Genomic DNA, 17,175 nt, shown 5'->3' on the forward strand with positions numbered 1-17,175 from the left:
GGAGGAACCTCCGCTCTATCGACCGTACCACTACCGGAGGGACCTCCGCTTTGACTCCGCCGGAACCGACGCCCACCGGCGCGCCCGCAGACATGCCTCAACCCGCCGAGCGCGGCGCACGCCCCCTGCGCGCCGACGCCCGGCGCAACCGCGAGAACCTCGTCGCTGTCGCGCGGGCAGTCTTCGCCGCCGCCGACGGCACCGTCGCCTTGGAGGGCGTCGCCCGCGAGGCAGGGGTCGGGATCGGCACGCTCTATCGCCACTTCCCCACGCGCGAGGCGCTCGTCGAGGCCGTCTACGCCGCCGAGCTCGACGCCGTCACCACGAGCGCTCCCGCCCTGCTCGAGGAGTTCCCGCCCGATGTCGCGCTCCGCGCCTGGCTCGACAACTACGCGAAGTTCACGGCGACGAAGCGCGGGATGATCGACACACTGCGAGCCGGCTGGGCCTCGGGACGGATCACGACGCCGACCACGCGCGAACGGATCACGGCCGCGATCGGCACGATCCTGACTGCGGGAGCGGAAGCGGGCTCGCTGCGCGGGGACGTCGACCCGGATGACGTCACCGCGATCGTCCTCGGAGCGTTTCTGTCGACCGCCGCCAACAGCAGCACGCCGGAGCAGACGGGCCGGCTGCTCGACCTGGTCGTCGACGCCGTGCGCCCGAAGTCGCACTCGTAGGAGAGGCGGACGACGTCAGCCGGATCGCGTCATTCCGCGCTGAATCTGCCGAGCAGCTCCAACGTCGTGTCCAGCGCCGCCTCCAGATGGGCGATGCTGCCGGTGGCCATGAGGACGGTCACCCCGCCCTGCACCGTGGCGACCAGGGCGGCCGCCGTACGGTCGGCGTCCAGCGCGGGGTCCATCCGCCCGCTGCGCTGCATGCACCGCACGCCGTCCCTCAGCGCGGACTGCCACTGGGCGAGCAGTTGCCCGGTCAGCTGCTGCGAGGCGGGTGTTCTGCGGCCCAGCTCGGTCATGAGGACGCCCAAGGGGCAGTTGACGCCCTGCCGTTCGTAGCGGCGGACGACCGCGTCGCGCCAGTCGCGCCATGCCTGCCAGGTGTCCAGCCGGCCGAGGTCGTCCAGGTGGGGCTGCTGGTCCTCCAGGATCCGCTCCGCCTCCAGGGCGGCGACGGCGAGGAGCAGCTCGTCCTTGCCGCCCGGGAAGTAGTGGAAGATCTGGCTCTTGCTGGTCGCGGTACGGGCGCGGATGTCGTCGAGCGTGGTCGTGGCAGCGCCCCGTTCCCTGATCTCGGCGGCCGCGCCCTCGACGATGCGTAGCCGGGTGGCGGCACCCTTCGCGGTGAGGCGCGCTGCTGTCGTCCCGCTGGAGATCATGATTCCCTCGCTGCCACTGTGGACCTGCTGGTCCATTTTAGGCGGAAACCGCGAGGCCAGTCATCGTGCAACGGCCGAGACGGTACGGGACTGGGCCCGCCCAGGAGTTCCCGGGCGGGCCCAGCCGTGGTGCTCCGGCGTCAGATCAGTCGCTGGAGCAGCCGCTGCCCGTCGCGGGGTTCAGCAGACCGATGACGCTGATGGAGTCGCCGCAGGCGTTGACCGGAATTTCGATCGGTAGCTGGATGACGTTGCCGGAGATGAAACCGGGCGAGTTGGCGGCGGAGCCGTCCGTATCGCTGTCGGCGCTGGCCACGCCGGCCCCTGCGAGGACGGTGGCGGCGCCCAGAGCGGCAGTGACGATAAAGGTCCGGATACGCATTCTTCTCCTCGAGTGAGATGACGGTACTTCCGGACCAATAACACCCCCCTCACCCGCCACCCGCGATTCATTGCACCCATCAGGGGCGTGGCGACGACCCGGCGCAGCCAGGCGGTCAGCTCGGGAACATCCCCGCCGTCGCGTTGATCCACGTACCCGTGATCGAGGAGGCCGCGTCCGACGCGAGGAAGGTCGCGAGCGCGGCGATGTCCGCGATCCTCGGCGAACGCTTCGTCATGCGCAGGCTGTCGAGGTGGGCGAGTACCCCCTGGAGGGCCGCCTCGTCCATGTCAGGGGCGCCGGCCCCAGCCAGCTTCTCCGGCGTCAGCGTGTCCGCGACACCTGCGGTCCAGATGCCCAGGGCACGCACGCCGGACGGGCCCAGCTCCTGCGCGAGCTGGCGGATCAGCGCGTCCATCGCGCCGTCGGCGGCCCCGGTGCCGCCCAGCATCGGGGTGCCGTTCCTGGAGCCGCTGTCGAGGGAGAGGATCACTCCCCCGCCCTGGTCGACCATGCGCCGGGCGGCGGCTCGCGCGGTGATGAACTGACAGGAGATGCCCTGTACGACCGGCCGCGTGTAGTCGTCGACGGACATCTCTGTAAGCGGGATGCCCTGGAGGTCGCCTCGCGGCACGAGGTTGAAGGAGATGTCGATCCGGCCTGCCCGCTCGACCACCGCGTCCGCCTGCGCCTCCACGGCCGCTTCGTCCAGGGCGTCGACGACGTCGTACTCCGCGCCCACCTCGGCCGAAGCCTTCCGCAGGGTGTCCTCCGTGCGCCCCGCAAGGAAGACCCGCGCGCCCGCGTCCGTGTACGCCCGCGCCACACCCGCTCCCAGGGAGCCGGCTCCGCCGTAGATGACTGCGACCTTGTCCTTCAGCACGTCCGTGAGCATGGGGCGTCGTCCTCTCCTCAGCCGGACACCGCGTGCGTCCGCTGCTTCATAGGACTCATCGTCCGCCGAAACTCATCGCCGCACGGGCAGATTGTTCATAGGAGCGGCACCCCATGGGGTGAAGCTTGCGAGCCCGCCCGTTCGCCGCCGAGGACATGTGGGAGGGGTATGGCCGTACCTCCCGCCACCGGAACGAGGTCGTCACATGCTCCGCACCAGGCTCCTGTCCGTCGCCGCCGCATCGCTGTTCGTCTGGCTCGGTCCGGCGGCCCCAGCGGTCTCCGAACCGCCCGATGCCACGGTCACCGTCACGTCGCCGGCCGCCGACTCCGTGCACCCCGTGGACAGCAGTCTCTTCGTGCGGTGGCGCAACGACACCGGACAGGAGGTCGACGTCTGGCTGACGCAGGGCGACGGTGAGGGCGGGGCGCAGCGCCTGTTCAAACTGGCCTCGAAAGCGAGCAGCAAACCGGAGACTGAGCTGGTCGCGGCGGTGCCTCCGGTGCCGGACGGCGCCGATTACACCGTCGAGGTCACGACCCGGGACACGGGTGTACGCGGCTACAGCGCCCCCTTCGAGGTGGGCCCGGTTCCGGCCGACGACCCGGCCGTCGGCACCGGCTCCGGCTCCGGCTCCGGCTCCGGCTCCGAAAAGGGCGCCGCGCCGCTCAGCTGGGTTCAGGCGCAGGACGGGCACAGCCCTCGGTAGGTCACCTCGACTTTGGACACTCTGAAGCCGAACCGCTCCTGCGCCGGGAGGCCGGACAGCGGGTCACCGGTCGGATGGACGTCGCGGATGATTCCGCAGCTGGAGCACACCAAGTGCTGGTGCGGCCGGTGCGCGTTCGGGTCGTAGCGCTTCGCCCGGCCGTCGGTGGAGACCTCTATGACCTCGCCCAGCGCGACCAGCTCGCCCAGCGCGTTGTACACGGTCGCTCTGGAGATCTCGGGCAGCCTCTGCACCGCGCGGGCGTGCACCTCGTCGGCCGTGAGATGCACATGATCACCATCGAGAACCTCCGCCACGACGCGCCGCTGAGAGGTCATCCGCCAACCACGCCCCCGCAGTCGCTCAAGCAGGCCACTCATATCGGTTCACCTTTTCAGGTTCGGTGGGATACCCGAGGTTGACCGGCGCACTCCCGGTCCCGTCGGAAATGCGATTGGTGCACTTCTTGACTTGGATTCTGTCCATCGTAGGATCGGTTATGGCGATAGCCAAGGGACAGGAAGACTCCAGTGCGGCAGGAGACAGAAGTTGATCAGCTCCGAGGGGCGCGCGATCGTGCGTCGGTCGTCGCTCTCTCCACGCCGCCTGAGGCCCTCCGCGCACTCGACGCGGCCGAATTCGTACCGCTTCGCCTCACTTTGAGCCGTAGTGTCGAACTGTCCCGGAAGACCGTGGCCTCGCGATCGACACGATCCGCTCGATCAATAGTCGTGTCTCGATTGTCTGGATCGACGAGGCTGAGGCCATCCACGGGGCCCGCGCCCCACCCGCTCCACCGCCGTAGTTCCTGAGCAGTGTGATCCGCCCCGTCCGGAAGGATTCCCAATGTCTGAGAACCAAGATGCGATCGTCACAGACGCGAAAACACAGGACGGAGGAGGCTGCCCGGTCGTGCACGGGAGCGCCCCGTACCCGACGCAGGGCAACGGCGCGAACAGCCAGTGGTGGCCGCAGCGGCTCAACCTGAAGATCCTTGCCAAGAACCCTGCCGTGTCCAACCCGCTCGGCGAGGGCTTCGATTACGCCGAGGCGTTCAAGACCCTCGACCTTGCCGAGGTCAAGCAGGACATCGCGGAGGTGCTGACCACCTCGAAGGACTGGTGGCCCGCCGACTTCGGCCACTACGGCCCGTTCATGATCCGCATGGCGTGGCACAGCGCCGGTACCTACCGGATCAGCGACGGCCGCGGTGGCGCCGACACCGGGCAGCAGCGCTTCGCCCCGCTCAACAGCTGGCCGGACAACGGAAACCTGGACAAGGCCCGCCGTCTGCTGTGGCCGGTCAAGAAGAAGTACGGCAAGAACCTGTCGTGGGCCGACCTCATGGTCCTCACGGGCAACGTCGCCCTGGAGACGATGGGCTTCGACACCTTCGGCTTCGGCGGCGGACGCGTCGACGCCTGGGAGCCCGACGACGACGTCTACTGGGGTCCCGAGACCACCTGGCTCGGCGACGAGCGCTACACGGGTGACCGTGAGCTGGAGAACCCGCTCGCCGCGGTTCAGATGGGCCTCATCTACGTCAACCCGGAGGGCCCGAACGGCAACCCGGACCCGATCGCCGCGGCCCGCGACATCCGTGAGACGTTCCGCCGGATGGCGATGAACGACGAGGAGACCGTCGCCCTGATCGCCGGCGGCCACACCTTCGGCAAGACCCATGGCGCGGGCCCCGCGGAGGAGGTCGGCGAGGCCCCCGAGGCCGCCCCGATCGAGGAGATGGGCCTCGGCTGGAAGAACGCGTTCGGCACCGGCAAGGGTGACGACGCGATCACCAGTGGTCTCGAGGGGATCTGGACGAACACCCCGACCACCTGGGACAACACCTTCTTCGACATCCTCTTCGGCTACGAGTGGGAGCTCTTCCAGAGCCCCGCCGGCGCCAACCAGTGGCGGCCGAAGGAGGGCGCGGGAGCGGGCACCGTACCCGACGCCCACGACGCGTCGAGGAGCCACGCTCCCACGATGCTCACGACGGACCTCTCGCTCCGGTTCGACCCGACCTACGAGCCGATCTCGCGCCGGTTCCACGAGAACCCGGCCGAGTTCGCGGACGCCTTCGCCCGCGCGTGGTTCAAGCTGACCCACCGCGACATGGGCCCGATCGTGCGCTACCTCGGCCCGGAGGTCCCGAGCGAGGAGCTGCTGTGGCAGGACCCGCTCCCCGCGGTGACGCACCCGCTCGTCGACGCCTCCGACGTCGCCGCGCTCAAGGGCCAGATCCTGGCCTCGGGCCTGACGGTGTCTCAGCTCGTGTCCACGGCCTGGGCGTCGGCCTCGTCCTTCCGTAACAGCGACAAGCGCGGCGGCGCGAACGGTGCGCGCATCCGCCTCCAGCCGCAGAGCGGCTGGGAGGTCAACCAGCCCGACGAGCTGGCGGCCGTGCTGCGCACGCTGGAGGGGGTCCGCCAGACCTTCAACGGCGCCCAGTCCGGTGGCAAGCAGATCTCGCTCGCCGACCTGATCGTGCTCGCCGGTGCCGCGGGCGTCGAGAAGGCCGCGAAGGACGCGGGCTCCGACATCCAGGTGCCCTTCACGCCGGGGCGTGCGGACGCCACTCAGGAGCAGACCGACGTGGAGTCGTTCTCCGCGCTCGAGCCGTCCGCCGACGGGTTCCGCAACTACCTCGGCAAGGGCAACCGCCTGCCGGCCGAGTACCTGCTCATCGACAAGGCGAACCTGCTCGACCTGAGCGCCCCCGAGCTGACGGTCCTCGTCGGCGGCCTGCGCGTCCTCGGCGCGAACTACGGGCAGTCGGCGCACGGCGCCCTCACCACGACCCCCGGGTCGCTGACCAACGACTTCTTCGTCAACCTGCTCGACCTGGACACGACGTGGAGCGCGACGGCCGGCGACGCCAGCACCTTCGAGGGCCGCGACGCCTCGGGCAAGGTCATCTGGACGGGCACGCGTGCCGACCTCGTCTTCGGGTCGAACTCCGAGCTGCGCGCGGTCTCGGAGGTCTACGCGAGCGATGACGCGAAGGAGAAGTTCGTGAAGGACTTCGTCGCCGCGTGGGACAAGGTCATGAACCTGGACCGGTTCGACCTCTCCTGATCACACGAAGTCCGGGCCGGCCCGCTGCGGGCCGGCCTGGACTTCCGCGTTTCCGCATCGCGACTTTGGCTGCACCGGTGCGAGACGCGCCCTCCCCGAGGTCACACCGCCTCAGAGCCACGGCAGCCCCACCCCGCCCTGAACAAATGACCGCAGCCTTGTTGAGCCGCCCTGTGGCGCGCGGGACCATTCGCCCCATGGACGAGCCGGGCGCTGCCTACGAGATCCGCTACGGGTGGACCGCCCCGGCATGGGTGGCTCTGGCGTTCGCCCTGCTCATCGGCGCGGGATTCATCCCCGGCGCCGAACCACCGGGAAGCGGCCACGTCGAGCTGATCCTCGCGCCCTACGTGGCGCTGGTCGTGCCGCCCGCCACGCTCCGACTGACCGCTGTACGTATCGGCCCCGAAGGCATCGCCTTGGGCCGCCTGCTGTTCTTCCGTAGACCGGAGTTCCTTCCCTGGTCCGAGATCGTGTCCGTCAGCCTGTCCGACGGCGCGCGGGGGCCGGGACGCTTCCGGATCCCCGAGCTCACAGTGCGTCACCACAGCCGGCCCGTCCCGCGACGGGGGCGGACCACGTCCCAGGCGCTGCGCGAGTTCGACGCCTATCTGACTGCGCACGTGGATCCCGACTTCGTCGAGGCCTTCAGAGGAACCACGGAGTCCGCCCGTTCCATGGTGCTGTGCAGGGTGGACACCGCACGCCTCGAACGGGCCGTACGGGCCTTCGCTCCCCAGGTCCACTTCTTCGGCGATGCCGGCCGACCATGACGATGCGGCCAAGAATCCGACTGAACGCATGCGTCATACAAGGGTGTTGAGTGACCATGGAGACACCTGCGGAGGCGGGCCGGGGACCGATCGACACGTACGGGGACGAGGGAGCCATGGCCGAGCAGAAGGGGCCCCAGCCGCCGCGCTCTCCGGCACCGGTCGCAATGAGCCTCGGCTCGGGCTGCTTCCCGTGGACGGTGCTCGCGGTTCTGATCGCCCTGGTCTCCGGCCTGTTCCTGATCCTCGGCCGCGGCGGCGGACCCGGGAACGGCCACCCCGACGGGGGTAAACAGCAGGCCTATGTCGACGAGATCGACGAGGCGCGGCAGCAGCTCTTCAAAGGTGAACTCGTCCGCACCAGTACGAAGTCGCTGCATCTTGTGGCCGGCGGCGATCCGCTCCCATACCGGGCCCAGATCCTGGGCAGTTGGCGCTCGGACGGAGCCGGTGAGACGCACTCCCCGACCAGCGCGGGTGCTCAGATCGGCGTGAAGTTGCACTGCTCGGGTGCCCAAGTGCGGTGCACGCCGCTGTCCTCGGAGCGTCAGAACGTCATCTCCGAGAAGGACGCGGCGACGTGGCTGTGGGACGTGAGCGCCGAGAAGGCGGGGACCGTCACCCTCTCCGTGACGGTGACCGCCTACTACGAGGACACCGACACCGTGCTCTTTGAACAACAGCCCGCGACGGCCCACGTCGGGGTGACAGCCCGGCCCGGCGACCGCTTCGCATGGGTGACACAGGCGTGGCGGTGGATTTCCGGCGCGATCACAAGCCTGGGCGGGCTCGCCGTGTCGGTGACGGCCGTCATCACCCTGGCGGTGCTCGTGGCCCGCCGAACGCCCCGGGCGCCCGACCCCGAGCCCGGCAATGACGACACCGACGCGGACACCAACTCGCCCTCCTGAGCGTCTCAGCGCGCCGCGACACTACGTGAGGCCAAGGTCACAGTTTCGCGCAAAGTGGCCGACTCCAAGCCCAATTTCCCAGGTCAGGGACGCCCGCAGGGCGACTCCCGACCTCCGCCCCGCGGCACAGCGACGCCGATTGTCACACCGAACCTCTAGGCTTCTTCACATGTCCACCACTCCGATCCCTGGTTCCGTGCGGTCCGCCGACGATTTGAACGAAGAGATTCGCTGCCTGATGCTGCGCAGCGGTGGCCGGTTGAGCGCGGCGCAGCGCCGGGAGTACGAAGTTCTCGTCATCGAGTGGTCCGCGGCGGTACGTGGCGAGGTTGTGAAGGCTGCGTAAGTCCCGGGCCTTCACCTGCCGATCCCCCGCGTGGGTCACTCGGACGGCTGCGGGGTCAGGCGGTGCAGCCCCTTGCGGTCGTAGTAGCGGGTCATCGCGAACCCGAAGACCGCGGAGATGACGGAGCCGACCGCGATCATGATCCAGGCGCGCAGAAGACCGGCATCGGCTCGCGCTTCGAAGAAGAGGATGGAGCGGACTCCGCCGCTGAGCTGCCTCATGGGTTCGAAAATGCCGAGGAAGCGGTAGAAGCCGGGGACCGCCTCCAGCGGAATGGTCGCTCCCGACGACGGCAGCCCCAGGACGATGAACACGAACATGGACACGAGCTGCCCGATCCCGCCGAAGGCCGCGTTGATGGCCTGGACGCCCAGGCTGACCGCCAGGGTGGCGCAGTAGGAGAAGATCCACAGCAGCGGCAGGTGTGAGGCGTCCATGCCGAGGATCCCGACGGTCGCCAGCATGATCAATGTGGTCGTGAGGAGCGTGATGCCGGCGCTCATCACCATCTTCAGCAGCAGCGTCTGCGTACGGCTGATCGGCACGGTGGGGCGGCGGGCGTGCCAGGGGCCGATCTCACTGTCGGCGTAGCCCAGAGCGGTGTCGACGCCCATGCTGGTGAGGTTGGCGCCCAGGAACCCGGTCAGAACGAGCAGCAGGGTGTAGTAGAAGGCGCTCAGACCCAGACCGCTGTGGTCTCCGATGGGGTGCCCCACCTGCGTCGTGACACTGATCGGATCGGCGAGCAACAGGCGTGCGGTGGGCGTGACTTGTCGGCCGGCGTTGGCTTCCGTCAGCTGTTTGCCGATGGCCTGGGAGGCCCGCTCGGCTGCCGTCGTGCTGATCCTGCCGGCAAGGGAGGAGCCGAGGCTGCCCATGCCGGGGTTGGTCAGCACGGTCAGTGTCGGCCGCTGCGTGGCCTTGCTGGTGGTGAGCGCGCCGATGGAGTCGGTGAAGTCCGGCGGGATGACGAGGGCACCGTAGACCTTGCCCGATTCCAGCTCGTCCTGGGCCTTGCCGCGGGTGAGCGGATGCCAGTCGACCTTGCCGCCGGAGGTGTTGGCAAGAGCGGCCTGCGCGACCTGCGTCCCCAGGTTCTGGCTCTGCCCCGGCAGGGGTTTGCCGCGGTCCGAGTTGACCAGCGCGATGGGCAGGTTCCGCAAGTCGCGGTTCGGGTTCACGATGCCGCCCATGTAGAGCAGGGACAGCAACAGTGCGAGCATCCCGGTCAGAATGGTGGGCACCAGCCACAGCTTCGGGCGACGCACGAGTGCGGAGGCGCGCGCCTTGGCTGCGGCGTGGCGGGGTGCGCTGTCGTCGTCCATGATTCTCCTCGGTTCGCGGCGCCGGGCCGGGTGATCGCACCTAAGGGCCGCCGGAAAGGCCCGATTGAGGTGCGTTTGCCACCTTCTCTGCCGCGACGGCCGTCCGCGACGACCAACACGGCCGAGGCCGTACGACCAAGGGTGTTCCAGGTGCCCGCACCAGCAGTCCGCTCGTGTGGCCACCCCGCCGCGTGACCGGGCCCGCATCCCGCATCGGCTCCAGACACGCCTCCAGACACAGCAAGGCCCGGATCCAGAAGGATCCGGGCCTTGACCGTCAGTAGCGGGGACAGGATTTGAACCTGCGACCTCTGGGTTATGAGCCCAGCGAGCTACCGAGCTGCTCCACCCCGCGTCGGTAGACACCACCGTACGCCATCGCAGCCGGTCCCCATGACCATGTGCCCGCCGAGCGCTAGCGGACGAGGCACGGGCGCTTGCTGTCGAACTGCCAGTCCGGGACGAGATGCCGCATGCCGATGGCGTCGTCGCGCGCGCCGAGGGCCTTCGTCTTGTAGAGGTCGTGGGCCGCGAGGAGCCGGTCCATGTCGAGCTGGACACCCAGGCCCGGGGCGTCGGGCACGGCGATCTCACCGTCGACGATCCGGGGCGGGGCGGTGGTGAGGCGCTCCAGGCCTTCCTGCCAGATCCAGTGCGTGTCCAGGGCGTTGTACTCGCCGGGAGCGGCGGCTCCGCAGTGGGTCACCATGGCGAGGGAGATGTCGAAGTGGTTGTTGGAGTGGCAGCCCCAGGTCAGGCCCATCGCGTTGCAGAGCTGGGCCACGCGGACCGAGCCCTGCATGGTCCAGAAGTGCGGGTCGGCCAGAGGGATGGAGACCGACTGGAGGGCCAGGGCGTGGGTGAGCTGGCGCCAGTCCGTGGCGATCATGTTGGTCGCGGTGGGCAGGCCCGTGGCGCGGCGGAACTCGGCGAGGATCTCCCGGCCGGAGTAGCCACCTTCGGCTCCGCAGGGGTCCTCGGCGTAGGCGAGGGTGCCGGACAGGGGGGTGCACAGCTCGATCGCCTCGCGCAGCGACCACGCGCCGTTGGGGTCGAGGGTGATCCTGGCCTCGGGGAAGCGGTCCTTCAGCGCCTGTACGGCCCTGACCTCCTCGGCGCCTTCCAGGACGCCGCCCTTGAGCTTGAAGTCACGGAATCCGTACCGGTCGTACGCGGCTTCGGCCTGGCGGACGATCGCTTCGGGTGTCAGGGCCTCTTCGTGCCGGACGCGGTGCCAGTCGACGGCCGCGTCGGGTTCGCGGACGTATTCCAGGTCGGTGCGGCCGGGGTCACCGACATAGAAGAGGTAGCCCAACACCCGTACGGAGTCGCGCTGTTGGCCGTCGCCGAGGAGTGCCGCGACGGGGACTTCGAGGTGCTGGCCCAGGAGATCGAGCATCGCCGACTCGACGGCGGTGACGGCGTGGACGGTGGTGCGCAGGTCGAAGGTCTGGGCGCCTCGTCCGCCGGCGTCGCGGTCGGCGAACCTGGCTCCGATCTCGCCCAGGACACGCTTGTAGTCGCCCACCTTCGCGCCGACCACGAGGGACTCGGCGTCGCGCAGGGTCTGGGTGATCTTCTCGCCGCCCGGCACCTCGCCCAGACCGGTGCGGCCTTCCGAGTCCTGGAGGACGACGACGTTGCGGGTGAAGTAGGGGCCGTGCGCGCCGGAGAGGTTCAGCTCCATGCAGTCCCGGCCGGCGACCGGATACACGGCGAACGCGGTGACGGTCGGCTGCTTGCTCAAGGTCATTGCGGTTCCTGTGGTCAGAAGGTGTGTGGGTTGATGTGTGTCACAGGCTCAGGACGTCCAAGGCCCATTCCATGGCAAGTACGCCGCCCAGGCCCAGCACCGCGAGCACCGTCGTGTACGTGGTCCTGACCTTGATCGCCTCGATGACCGAGAGGTTGAAGTACTCCTTGAAGAGCCAGAATCCGGGGTCGTTCACATGGGAGAACGCGATCGACCCGCAGGAGACGGCGAGCACCATGATTTCGGGGTGGATCCCGCTGCCCGCGAGCAGCGGAAGCACCACGCCGGACGCCGTGACGACGGCGACCGTCGCCGAGCCGAGGGCCACGCGGAGGATGACCGCGATGAGCCACGCCAGGATGAGGGGCGAGATGGCCCAACTGTCCGTGACGTCCTTGATGTAGTCGGAGATTCCGCCCTCCACGAGGACGTTCTTGAAGGCGCCGCCGGCGCCGATGACCAGCAGGATCATCGCCATCGCCTGGGCCGCCGAGGCGCAGGAGGCGCTGACGTCCGAAAGGCTGCGGCCGATGCGCGGCCCGAAGGCCCAGATCGCCAGGAGCAGCGTCAGCATGAGCGCGATCGGTGCCGAGCCGATGAACGCGACCGCGTGCAGGAGCGGGCTCTCGCCGGACGTGGCCATGTCGATCACCGCGGCGCCCGCGATCAGGACCACGGGGAAGAGGGCTACGAGCAGCGACCAGCCCATGCCTGGCATCTCTTCGTCGGTGAACTCGCGGTCACTGACCAGGCCTTTGGGGATGGACGGGTTCATCGCCTTGACGAACGGCAGGCGCGGCCATGCGAGGGCGATGAGCGCTCCGGCAGGTACGGCGATGAAGAGACCGTAGAACAGGGTGTGTCCGACGGAGGCGTGGAAGGTCGCGGCGACGGCGGTGGGGCCGGGGTGCGGCGGGAGGAAGCTGTGCATGGTGGACAGGGCGATCGACATCGGCAGCCCGACCCACAGCAGCTTCGCGCCGGTGACCCGCACGAGGGTGAACGCGATGGGCACGATGATGATGAAGGCGACCTCGTAGAACATGGTGACGCCGATGAGCATGGACGTGACCACCATGGCCACCTGGACCCAGCGCGGTCCGAAGGCGTCGAGGAGCCGGTTGGCTATTCGCTGCGCCGCTCCGGAGTCCCCCATGACGCGGCCGACCATGGCGCCGAGGCCGATGGTCAGCATCGTGTCGCCGATCTGGCCGCCGATGCCCTCCGAGAGGACGTCCGGGATCGTCGCCGCCGGAATCCCCTGCACCAGCGCGACGCCGATCGCCACGAGGAGGAGGGCGGCGAACCCGTTCATTCTCAGCCTGGTCATGAGGAAGAGCAGAATCAGAACGCTGATTCCCACTACGACGAGAGGCAAGTCAGTTCCCCTTTGAACTGTGGAGCACGAGTCGGGCGGTTACGGGGGTGAGCGCATCGAAGTGACAGGGCTTCAACTACGTGCGCCTGAAGCTCAGTTGACGCGCCGTACGGCTCCGACGAGGTTCAGCCCGGCGTCCAGCACCTTCTCGAGATCCGCGAGGTCGGCCGGGGACGGGTCGGTGAGCGGGGCGCGTACGGGGCCGACCGGGAGACCCCGCAGCCGCGCCGCGGCCTTGACCAGGGAGACGGCGTAGCCCGGGACGCGGTCGCGCAAGTCCACCAGGGGAACGTAGAAGTCGCGCAGCAGCTTGTTCACCGCTTCGTCGTCGCCCGCGCGCAGTGCGGTGAAGAAGGCGTTCGCGATCTCGGGCGCGAAGGCGTGGACCGCGGAGGAGTAGGCGGGCACGCCGACGGTTGCGTAGGCGCGGGCCTGCATCTCGGCGGTGGCGGCGCCGTTGAAGAAGAGAAAGCCGTCGGGTGCGGCGAGTGTCAGGCGCTGGAGCCGGTCGAGGTCGGAGTGCCCGTCCTTCAGACCGATGACGGTGGGGATCTCGGCGATCCGGCGCAGGGCATCGGCGCTGAAGGCGACCTGGTCGCGCTGGTACGCGATCAGCGGCAGCCGGGTGCCCGCGGCGATCCGGCGCAACTGCTCCACCAGCCCGTCCTGCGGGGCGCCGACCAGGTAGTGCGGCAGCACGAGCAGGGCGTCCGCGCCCTCCTCCTGCGCGATCCGGGCGAACCGCAGCGCCTGCGCCCAGCCGTAGCCGATACCCGCGACCACCGGCAGCCGCCCGTCGGCGACCTCGACCGTGACCCTGACGACCGCTCGGTACTCCTCCTCGTCCAGCGAGAAGAACTCCCCGGTTCCGCAGGCGGGGAAGACCACGCCCGGCACGTCGGCCAACTGGACGGTCAGATACGTCCGGTAGGCGTCCATGTCGAGGCTGCCGTCGTCCCTGAGGCTCGTGAGCGGGAAGGACAGCACCCCCCGTGTCATCCCGTCACGCAGCTTCTGCGCGACATCCTCGGGTTGCGTGCCGATCTCGTTCATAGATCTGATCCCCATATGCAGATGGCGTCCATGTATGGGAATGGAGGCTAAGTCGGTGAACTGGCCGGGTCAATGGGTGAAGCGCCGCCGATTTACGATGACCGGCACCGGCAAGCAGGGGGACACAAGTGACATCAGGGGTTCGCGGGGTGAAGTCGGCACTGCGCACGGTCGCGCTGCTGGAGCTGCTCGCGGCGAGGGACGACCGGCCCGCGCGCCTGGACGAACTCGCCGAGGAACTGGACGTGCCGCGCAGCAGCATGTACCAACTCCTGCGGACCCTCGTCGACTGCGGCTGGGTGCGCACGGACACCACCGGCTCGCTGTACGGGATCGGGATCCGCACCCTCCTCACCGGTACGAGCTACCTCGACAGCGACCCACGCGTGCGCGCCGTGCGCCCGTACCTCGACGAGGCGTCGGACGCGCTCGGCGAGACGATCCACCTGGCGCGGCTCGACGGTCCGCACGTGGTCTATCTCGCGACCCGCGAGTCCCACGAGTACCTGCGCACGATCAGCCGCGTCGGCCGCCGGGTCCCCGCGCACGCCGGCGCCCTCGGAAAGGCGCTCCTCGCCGAGCGTGCGGACGGCGAACTACCGCTCGGCGACGGCCCGTTGGCCGCCCTCACCGCGAACACGCACACCGACCGAGCCGCGCTTCTCGCCGACCTCGCGGGTGTCCGCGAGCGGGGCCACTCCCTCGACCACGAGGAGACGGTGACCGGTATCGCGGGCTTCGGCTTCGCCCTGCGGTACGACGCACCGGCGGTCGACGCCATCAGCTGCTCGGTCCCGGTCGCTCGCCTCACCGGGGAACGTCAGGAACGCGTCGTCGCCGTGATGCGGGACGTACAGACGAAGATCGAGGCGGCGTTGTCACCTCGCTCGGGGGCGCCTGATTGGCGGTGAGTCGGTGCGACGGGAGGTGCGCCCTGAGCTTCGTCACAGGTGCCGGAGCAGGGCCTCCAACGCCGGATTGTCGTTGTTCTTGCGCCACACCAGATTCAGCTCGACCGGCTTGGGCTCCCTCAGGTACAGCGGCTTGTACGTGATCCCGCTGAACCTCATCTGCGCCGCGGCCTCCGGGACCAGGGCGATGCCCCAGCCTGCGTTCACCATCGCCAGAATGCTGTGCACCTGGCTGAGGTACTGGGTGAAGACGGGTGCGACCTGGGCGGCGCGGAAGATGCTGACGAGCAGCTCGTGGAAGTAGCGGGCCTCGACCGGCGAGTACATCAGCACCTGCTCCCCGTCGAAGTCCTCCACGCGCAGGTCCCCCTCGCGCGCGGCCAGCGGATGGCCGGTGGGCAGGGCGGCGAGCAGACCCTCCCTGACGGCGGGCCGGGTCTCCAGGTCGGGCCCGGTGTTCGCGGGGCGGATCATGCCCAGGTCGAGGGAGCCTTCGGTGATGGCCTCCAGCTGATCGCGGGTGACCAGTTCGCGCAGCACGACCTCCACTCGAGGCATGGCCGAGCGGGCCACTTCGAGCAGGGTGCCGAGGGCCGAGTTCGCGCTGGCCGCCGTGAATCCGATGGCGATGGCTCCGGCCTCACCGGCCGACACCTGCCGTACGGCGAGGGCCGCGTGCTCGGACTGCCGCAGGATGTGGCGCGCCTCGTTGAGGAAGGTGCGGCCTGCCGGGGTGAGCCGCACGGACCGGTTGGTGCGGTCGAGGAGCTGTACTCCGAGGTCGTGCTCGAGGAGTTGGATCTGCCGGCTCAGCGGGGGCTGCGTCATCTGGAGGCGCTCCGCGGCGCGGGTGAAGTGCAGCTCCTCGGCCACCGCCACGAAGCTCACGAGCTGTGCCAGCGTGAACAATGATTCTCTCCGGGTATCAGCGCATGCAAAATTGGTCTTGGACGTGGATCAATCGCCGACTCTAGCTTCAAGGGGAGTCAACGCCTCCGTCGGCCGCAGACCGACAGGGCCCGCCGACACGGCCGGGCGCGGCCTGCCGTGTCGGCCGGTCGCATCCGCCTCACACCCCAGGGACACGCAGTGGTGACGAAGACCCACACGACCACCAACGCCGCGCACGTCGCAGGCGAGGCGACGCTCGACAGGATCTCCTGGATCAGGCTTTCCTCCATAACGCTGCCGCTGGCCACGCCGATCAGCGACGCCAAGGTCCTCACCGGGCGTCAGAAGCCCATGACCGAAGTGGCGTTCCTTTTCGTGGAGTTGGAGACCGAGCAGGGGCACGAGGGCATCGGCTTCAGCTACTCCAAGCGGGCCGGCGGCCCCGGCCAGTTCGCCCACGCCAGGGAGATCGCCGACAATCTGCTCGGCGAGGACCCCAGCGACATCGGCAAGATCTGGACGAAGTTGGCCTGGTCCGGTGCCTCGGTGGGCCGCAGCGGTCTGGCCACACAGGCCATCGCCGCGTACGACGTGGCCCTGTGGGACCTCAAGGCCAAGCGCGCGGGCCTGCCGCTGGCCAAACTCCTGGGCGCCCACCGCGACTCCGTACGCTGCTACAACACCTCCGGCGGTTTCCTGCACACCCCGACCGAGCAGGTGCTCGACAACGCGTCCGCCTCCCTGGCGAGTGGCATCGGCGGCATCAAGATCAAGGTCGGCAACCCCGACCGCAAGCAGGACCTGCGCCGCCTGACCGCCGTCCGCGAGCACATCGGCGACGACGCCCCGCTGATGGTCGACGCGAACCAGCAGTGGGACCGGCCGACCGCCCAGCGGATGGGCCGGGCCATGGAGGAGTTCGACCTCGTCTGGATCGAGGAGCCGCTCGACGCCTACGACGCCCAGGGCCACGCCGCGCTCGCCGCTTCGCTCGACACCCCCATCGCCACCGGCGAGATGCTCGCCAGCGTGGCCGAGCACTGGGAGCTGATCCGCCACAACGCGGCGGACATCATCCAGCCCGACGCCCCGCGCATCGGCGGCATCACGCAGTTCCTCAAGCTCGCGGCGCTCGCGGAGCACCACAACCTCCAGCTGGCACCGCACTTCGCCATGGAGATCCACCTCCACCTCGCGGCCGCCTATCCGATCGAGCCGTGGGTGGAGCACTTCGACTGGCTGGAGCCGCTGTTCAACGAGCGCCTCACCATCAGCGACGGCCGCATGCACGTCCCGTCCCGCCCCGGCCTCGGCATCACCCTCACCGACCAGGCCCGCGCCTGGACCCAGGCCACCCATGAGGCCGGCAAGCGCCACTGACGCCTCAGGGCATCACACTCACTCGTCCGGCGCCTCCTCAAGGGGGCG

Annotated in this window: 17 protein-coding genes and 1 tRNA gene; 8 read left to right on the forward strand and 10 right to left on the reverse strand. The window is 69.2% G+C overall.

Annotated elements, in window-relative coordinates:
* Positions 1–92 precede the first annotated feature (92 nt).
* On the forward strand, positions 93–683 hold the full coding sequence (locus tag OG698_RS03990; RefSeq protein ID WP_406110829.1) for a TetR/AcrR family transcriptional regulator: 591 nt from the start codon (positions 93–95) through the stop codon (positions 681–683).
* A 29-nt stretch (positions 684–712) separates the two neighbouring features.
* Here OG698_RS03990 and OG698_RS03995 read toward each other — a convergent pair whose 3' ends face one another.
* The 3 genes from OG698_RS03995 to OG698_RS04005 form a co-directional block, all read right to left on the reverse strand.
* Positions 713–1,342 (reverse strand): TetR/AcrR family transcriptional regulator, encoded by a 630-nt coding sequence (locus tag OG698_RS03995; protein ID WP_406110831.1) that lies wholly within the window; start codon positions 1,340–1,342, stop codon positions 713–715.
* Between the two features lie 145 nt (positions 1,343–1,487).
* Positions 1,488–1,724 carry a chaplin gene (locus OG698_RS04000; RefSeq protein WP_406101442.1) on the reverse strand — a complete coding sequence of 79 codons (237 nt, stop codon included), beginning with the start codon at positions 1,722–1,724 and terminating at the stop codon, positions 1,488–1,490.
* A gap of 115 nt (positions 1,725–1,839) precedes the next feature.
* Positions 1,840–2,619 (reverse strand): SDR family NAD(P)-dependent oxidoreductase, encoded by a 780-nt coding sequence (locus OG698_RS04005; protein ID WP_406101443.1) that lies wholly within the window; start codon positions 2,617–2,619, stop codon positions 1,840–1,842.
* Positions 2,620–2,824: 205 nt separating this feature from the next.
* Here OG698_RS04005 and OG698_RS04010 point away from each other — a divergent pair, with 205 nt between their 5' ends.
* Positions 2,825–3,328, forward strand: a complete 504-nt coding sequence (locus OG698_RS04010) for a Ser-Thr-rich GPI-anchored membrane family protein (protein WP_406101444.1) — start codon at positions 2,825–2,827, stop codon at positions 3,326–3,328.
* Here the strand turns inward: OG698_RS04010 and OG698_RS04015 are convergent.
* Positions 3,298–3,708: a Fur family transcriptional regulator gene (locus OG698_RS04015; RefSeq protein ID WP_326771924.1), complete on the reverse strand. Its 411-nt coding sequence runs from the start codon at positions 3,706–3,708 to the stop codon at positions 3,298–3,300. The two genes, OG698_RS04010 and OG698_RS04015, sit on opposite strands and share 31 nt — an antisense overlap.
* Positions 3,709–4,174: 466 nt before the next feature.
* Here OG698_RS04015 and katG point away from each other — a divergent pair, with 466 nt between their 5' ends.
* The 4 genes from katG to OG698_RS04035 all read left to right on the forward strand — a co-directional run bounded on the left by katG (position 4,175) and on the right by OG698_RS04035 (position 8,436).
* The gene (katG, locus tag OG698_RS04020; protein ID WP_406101445.1) at positions 4,175–6,406 is read left to right on the forward strand and encodes a catalase/peroxidase HPI; all 2,232 of its coding nucleotides are present in this window, start codon (positions 4,175–4,177) and stop codon (positions 6,404–6,406) included.
* A gap of 197 nt (positions 6,407–6,603) precedes the next feature.
* Positions 6,604–7,179, forward strand: a complete 576-nt coding sequence (locus tag OG698_RS04025) for a hypothetical protein (RefSeq protein ID WP_406101446.1) — start codon at positions 6,604–6,606, stop codon at positions 7,177–7,179.
* Between the two features lie 56 nt (positions 7,180–7,235).
* Positions 7,236–8,090 (forward strand): hypothetical protein, encoded by an 855-nt coding sequence (locus OG698_RS04030; protein ID WP_406101447.1) that lies wholly within the window; start codon positions 7,236–7,238, stop codon positions 8,088–8,090.
* 169 nt (positions 8,091–8,259) lie between these two features.
* Positions 8,260–8,436, forward strand: a complete 177-nt coding sequence (locus tag OG698_RS04035) for a hypothetical protein (RefSeq protein ID WP_406101448.1) — start codon at positions 8,260–8,262, stop codon at positions 8,434–8,436.
* 35 nt (positions 8,437–8,471) lie between these two features.
* On the opposite strand, the gene OG698_RS04040 is transcribed toward OG698_RS04035, so the two are convergent.
* From OG698_RS04040 to OG698_RS04060, 5 genes are all read right to left on the reverse strand, one after another.
* Positions 8,472–9,761, reverse strand: coding sequence for a YhgE/Pip domain-containing protein (locus OG698_RS04040; RefSeq protein ID WP_406101449.1), 1,290 nt, complete (start codon positions 9,759–9,761; stop codon positions 8,472–8,474).
* Between the two features lie 281 nt (positions 9,762–10,042).
* A tRNA-Met gene (locus OG698_RS04045) sits at positions 10,043–10,116 on the reverse strand.
* 60 nt (positions 10,117–10,176) lie between these two features.
* Positions 10,177–11,514 (reverse strand): enolase C-terminal domain-like protein, encoded by a 1,338-nt coding sequence (locus OG698_RS04050; RefSeq protein ID WP_406101450.1) that lies wholly within the window; start codon positions 11,512–11,514, stop codon positions 10,177–10,179.
* A gap of 40 nt (positions 11,515–11,554) precedes the next feature.
* Positions 11,555–12,892 carry a gluconate:H+ symporter gene (locus OG698_RS04055; RefSeq protein WP_406101452.1) on the reverse strand — a complete coding sequence of 446 codons (1,338 nt, stop codon included), beginning with the start codon at positions 12,890–12,892 and terminating at the stop codon, positions 11,555–11,557.
* Between the two features lie 93 nt (positions 12,893–12,985).
* Complete coding sequence (locus OG698_RS04060; protein ID WP_406101454.1) at positions 12,986–13,945, reverse strand: 5-dehydro-4-deoxyglucarate dehydratase; 960 nt, start codon at positions 13,943–13,945, stop codon at positions 12,986–12,988.
* Positions 13,946–14,094: 149 nt separating this feature from the next.
* On the opposite strand from OG698_RS04060, the gene OG698_RS04065 reads away from it, so the two are divergent.
* Positions 14,095–14,856 carry an IclR family transcriptional regulator gene (locus tag OG698_RS04065; protein WP_406101455.1) on the forward strand — a complete coding sequence of 254 codons (762 nt, stop codon included), beginning with the start codon at positions 14,095–14,097 and terminating at the stop codon, positions 14,854–14,856.
* A gap of 33 nt (positions 14,857–14,889) precedes the next feature.
* On the opposite strand, the gene OG698_RS04070 is transcribed toward OG698_RS04065, so the two are convergent.
* Positions 14,890–15,765 (reverse strand): LysR substrate-binding domain-containing protein, encoded by an 876-nt coding sequence (locus OG698_RS04070; RefSeq protein WP_100593418.1) that lies wholly within the window; start codon positions 15,763–15,765, stop codon positions 14,890–14,892.
* Positions 15,766–15,945: 180 nt separating this feature from the next.
* On the opposite strand from OG698_RS04070, the gene OG698_RS04075 reads away from it, so the two are divergent.
* On the forward strand, positions 15,946–17,127 hold the full coding sequence (locus OG698_RS04075; protein ID WP_406101456.1) for a mandelate racemase/muconate lactonizing enzyme family protein: 1,182 nt from the start codon (positions 15,946–15,948) through the stop codon (positions 17,125–17,127).
* The last annotated feature ends 48 nt before the right edge of the window (positions 17,128–17,175 follow it).

The organism is Streptomyces sp. NBC_01003 (assembly GCF_045162695.1).
In the GTDB taxonomy this organism is placed as follows: Bacteria; Actinomycetota; Actinomycetes; order Streptomycetales; family Streptomycetaceae; genus Streptomyces.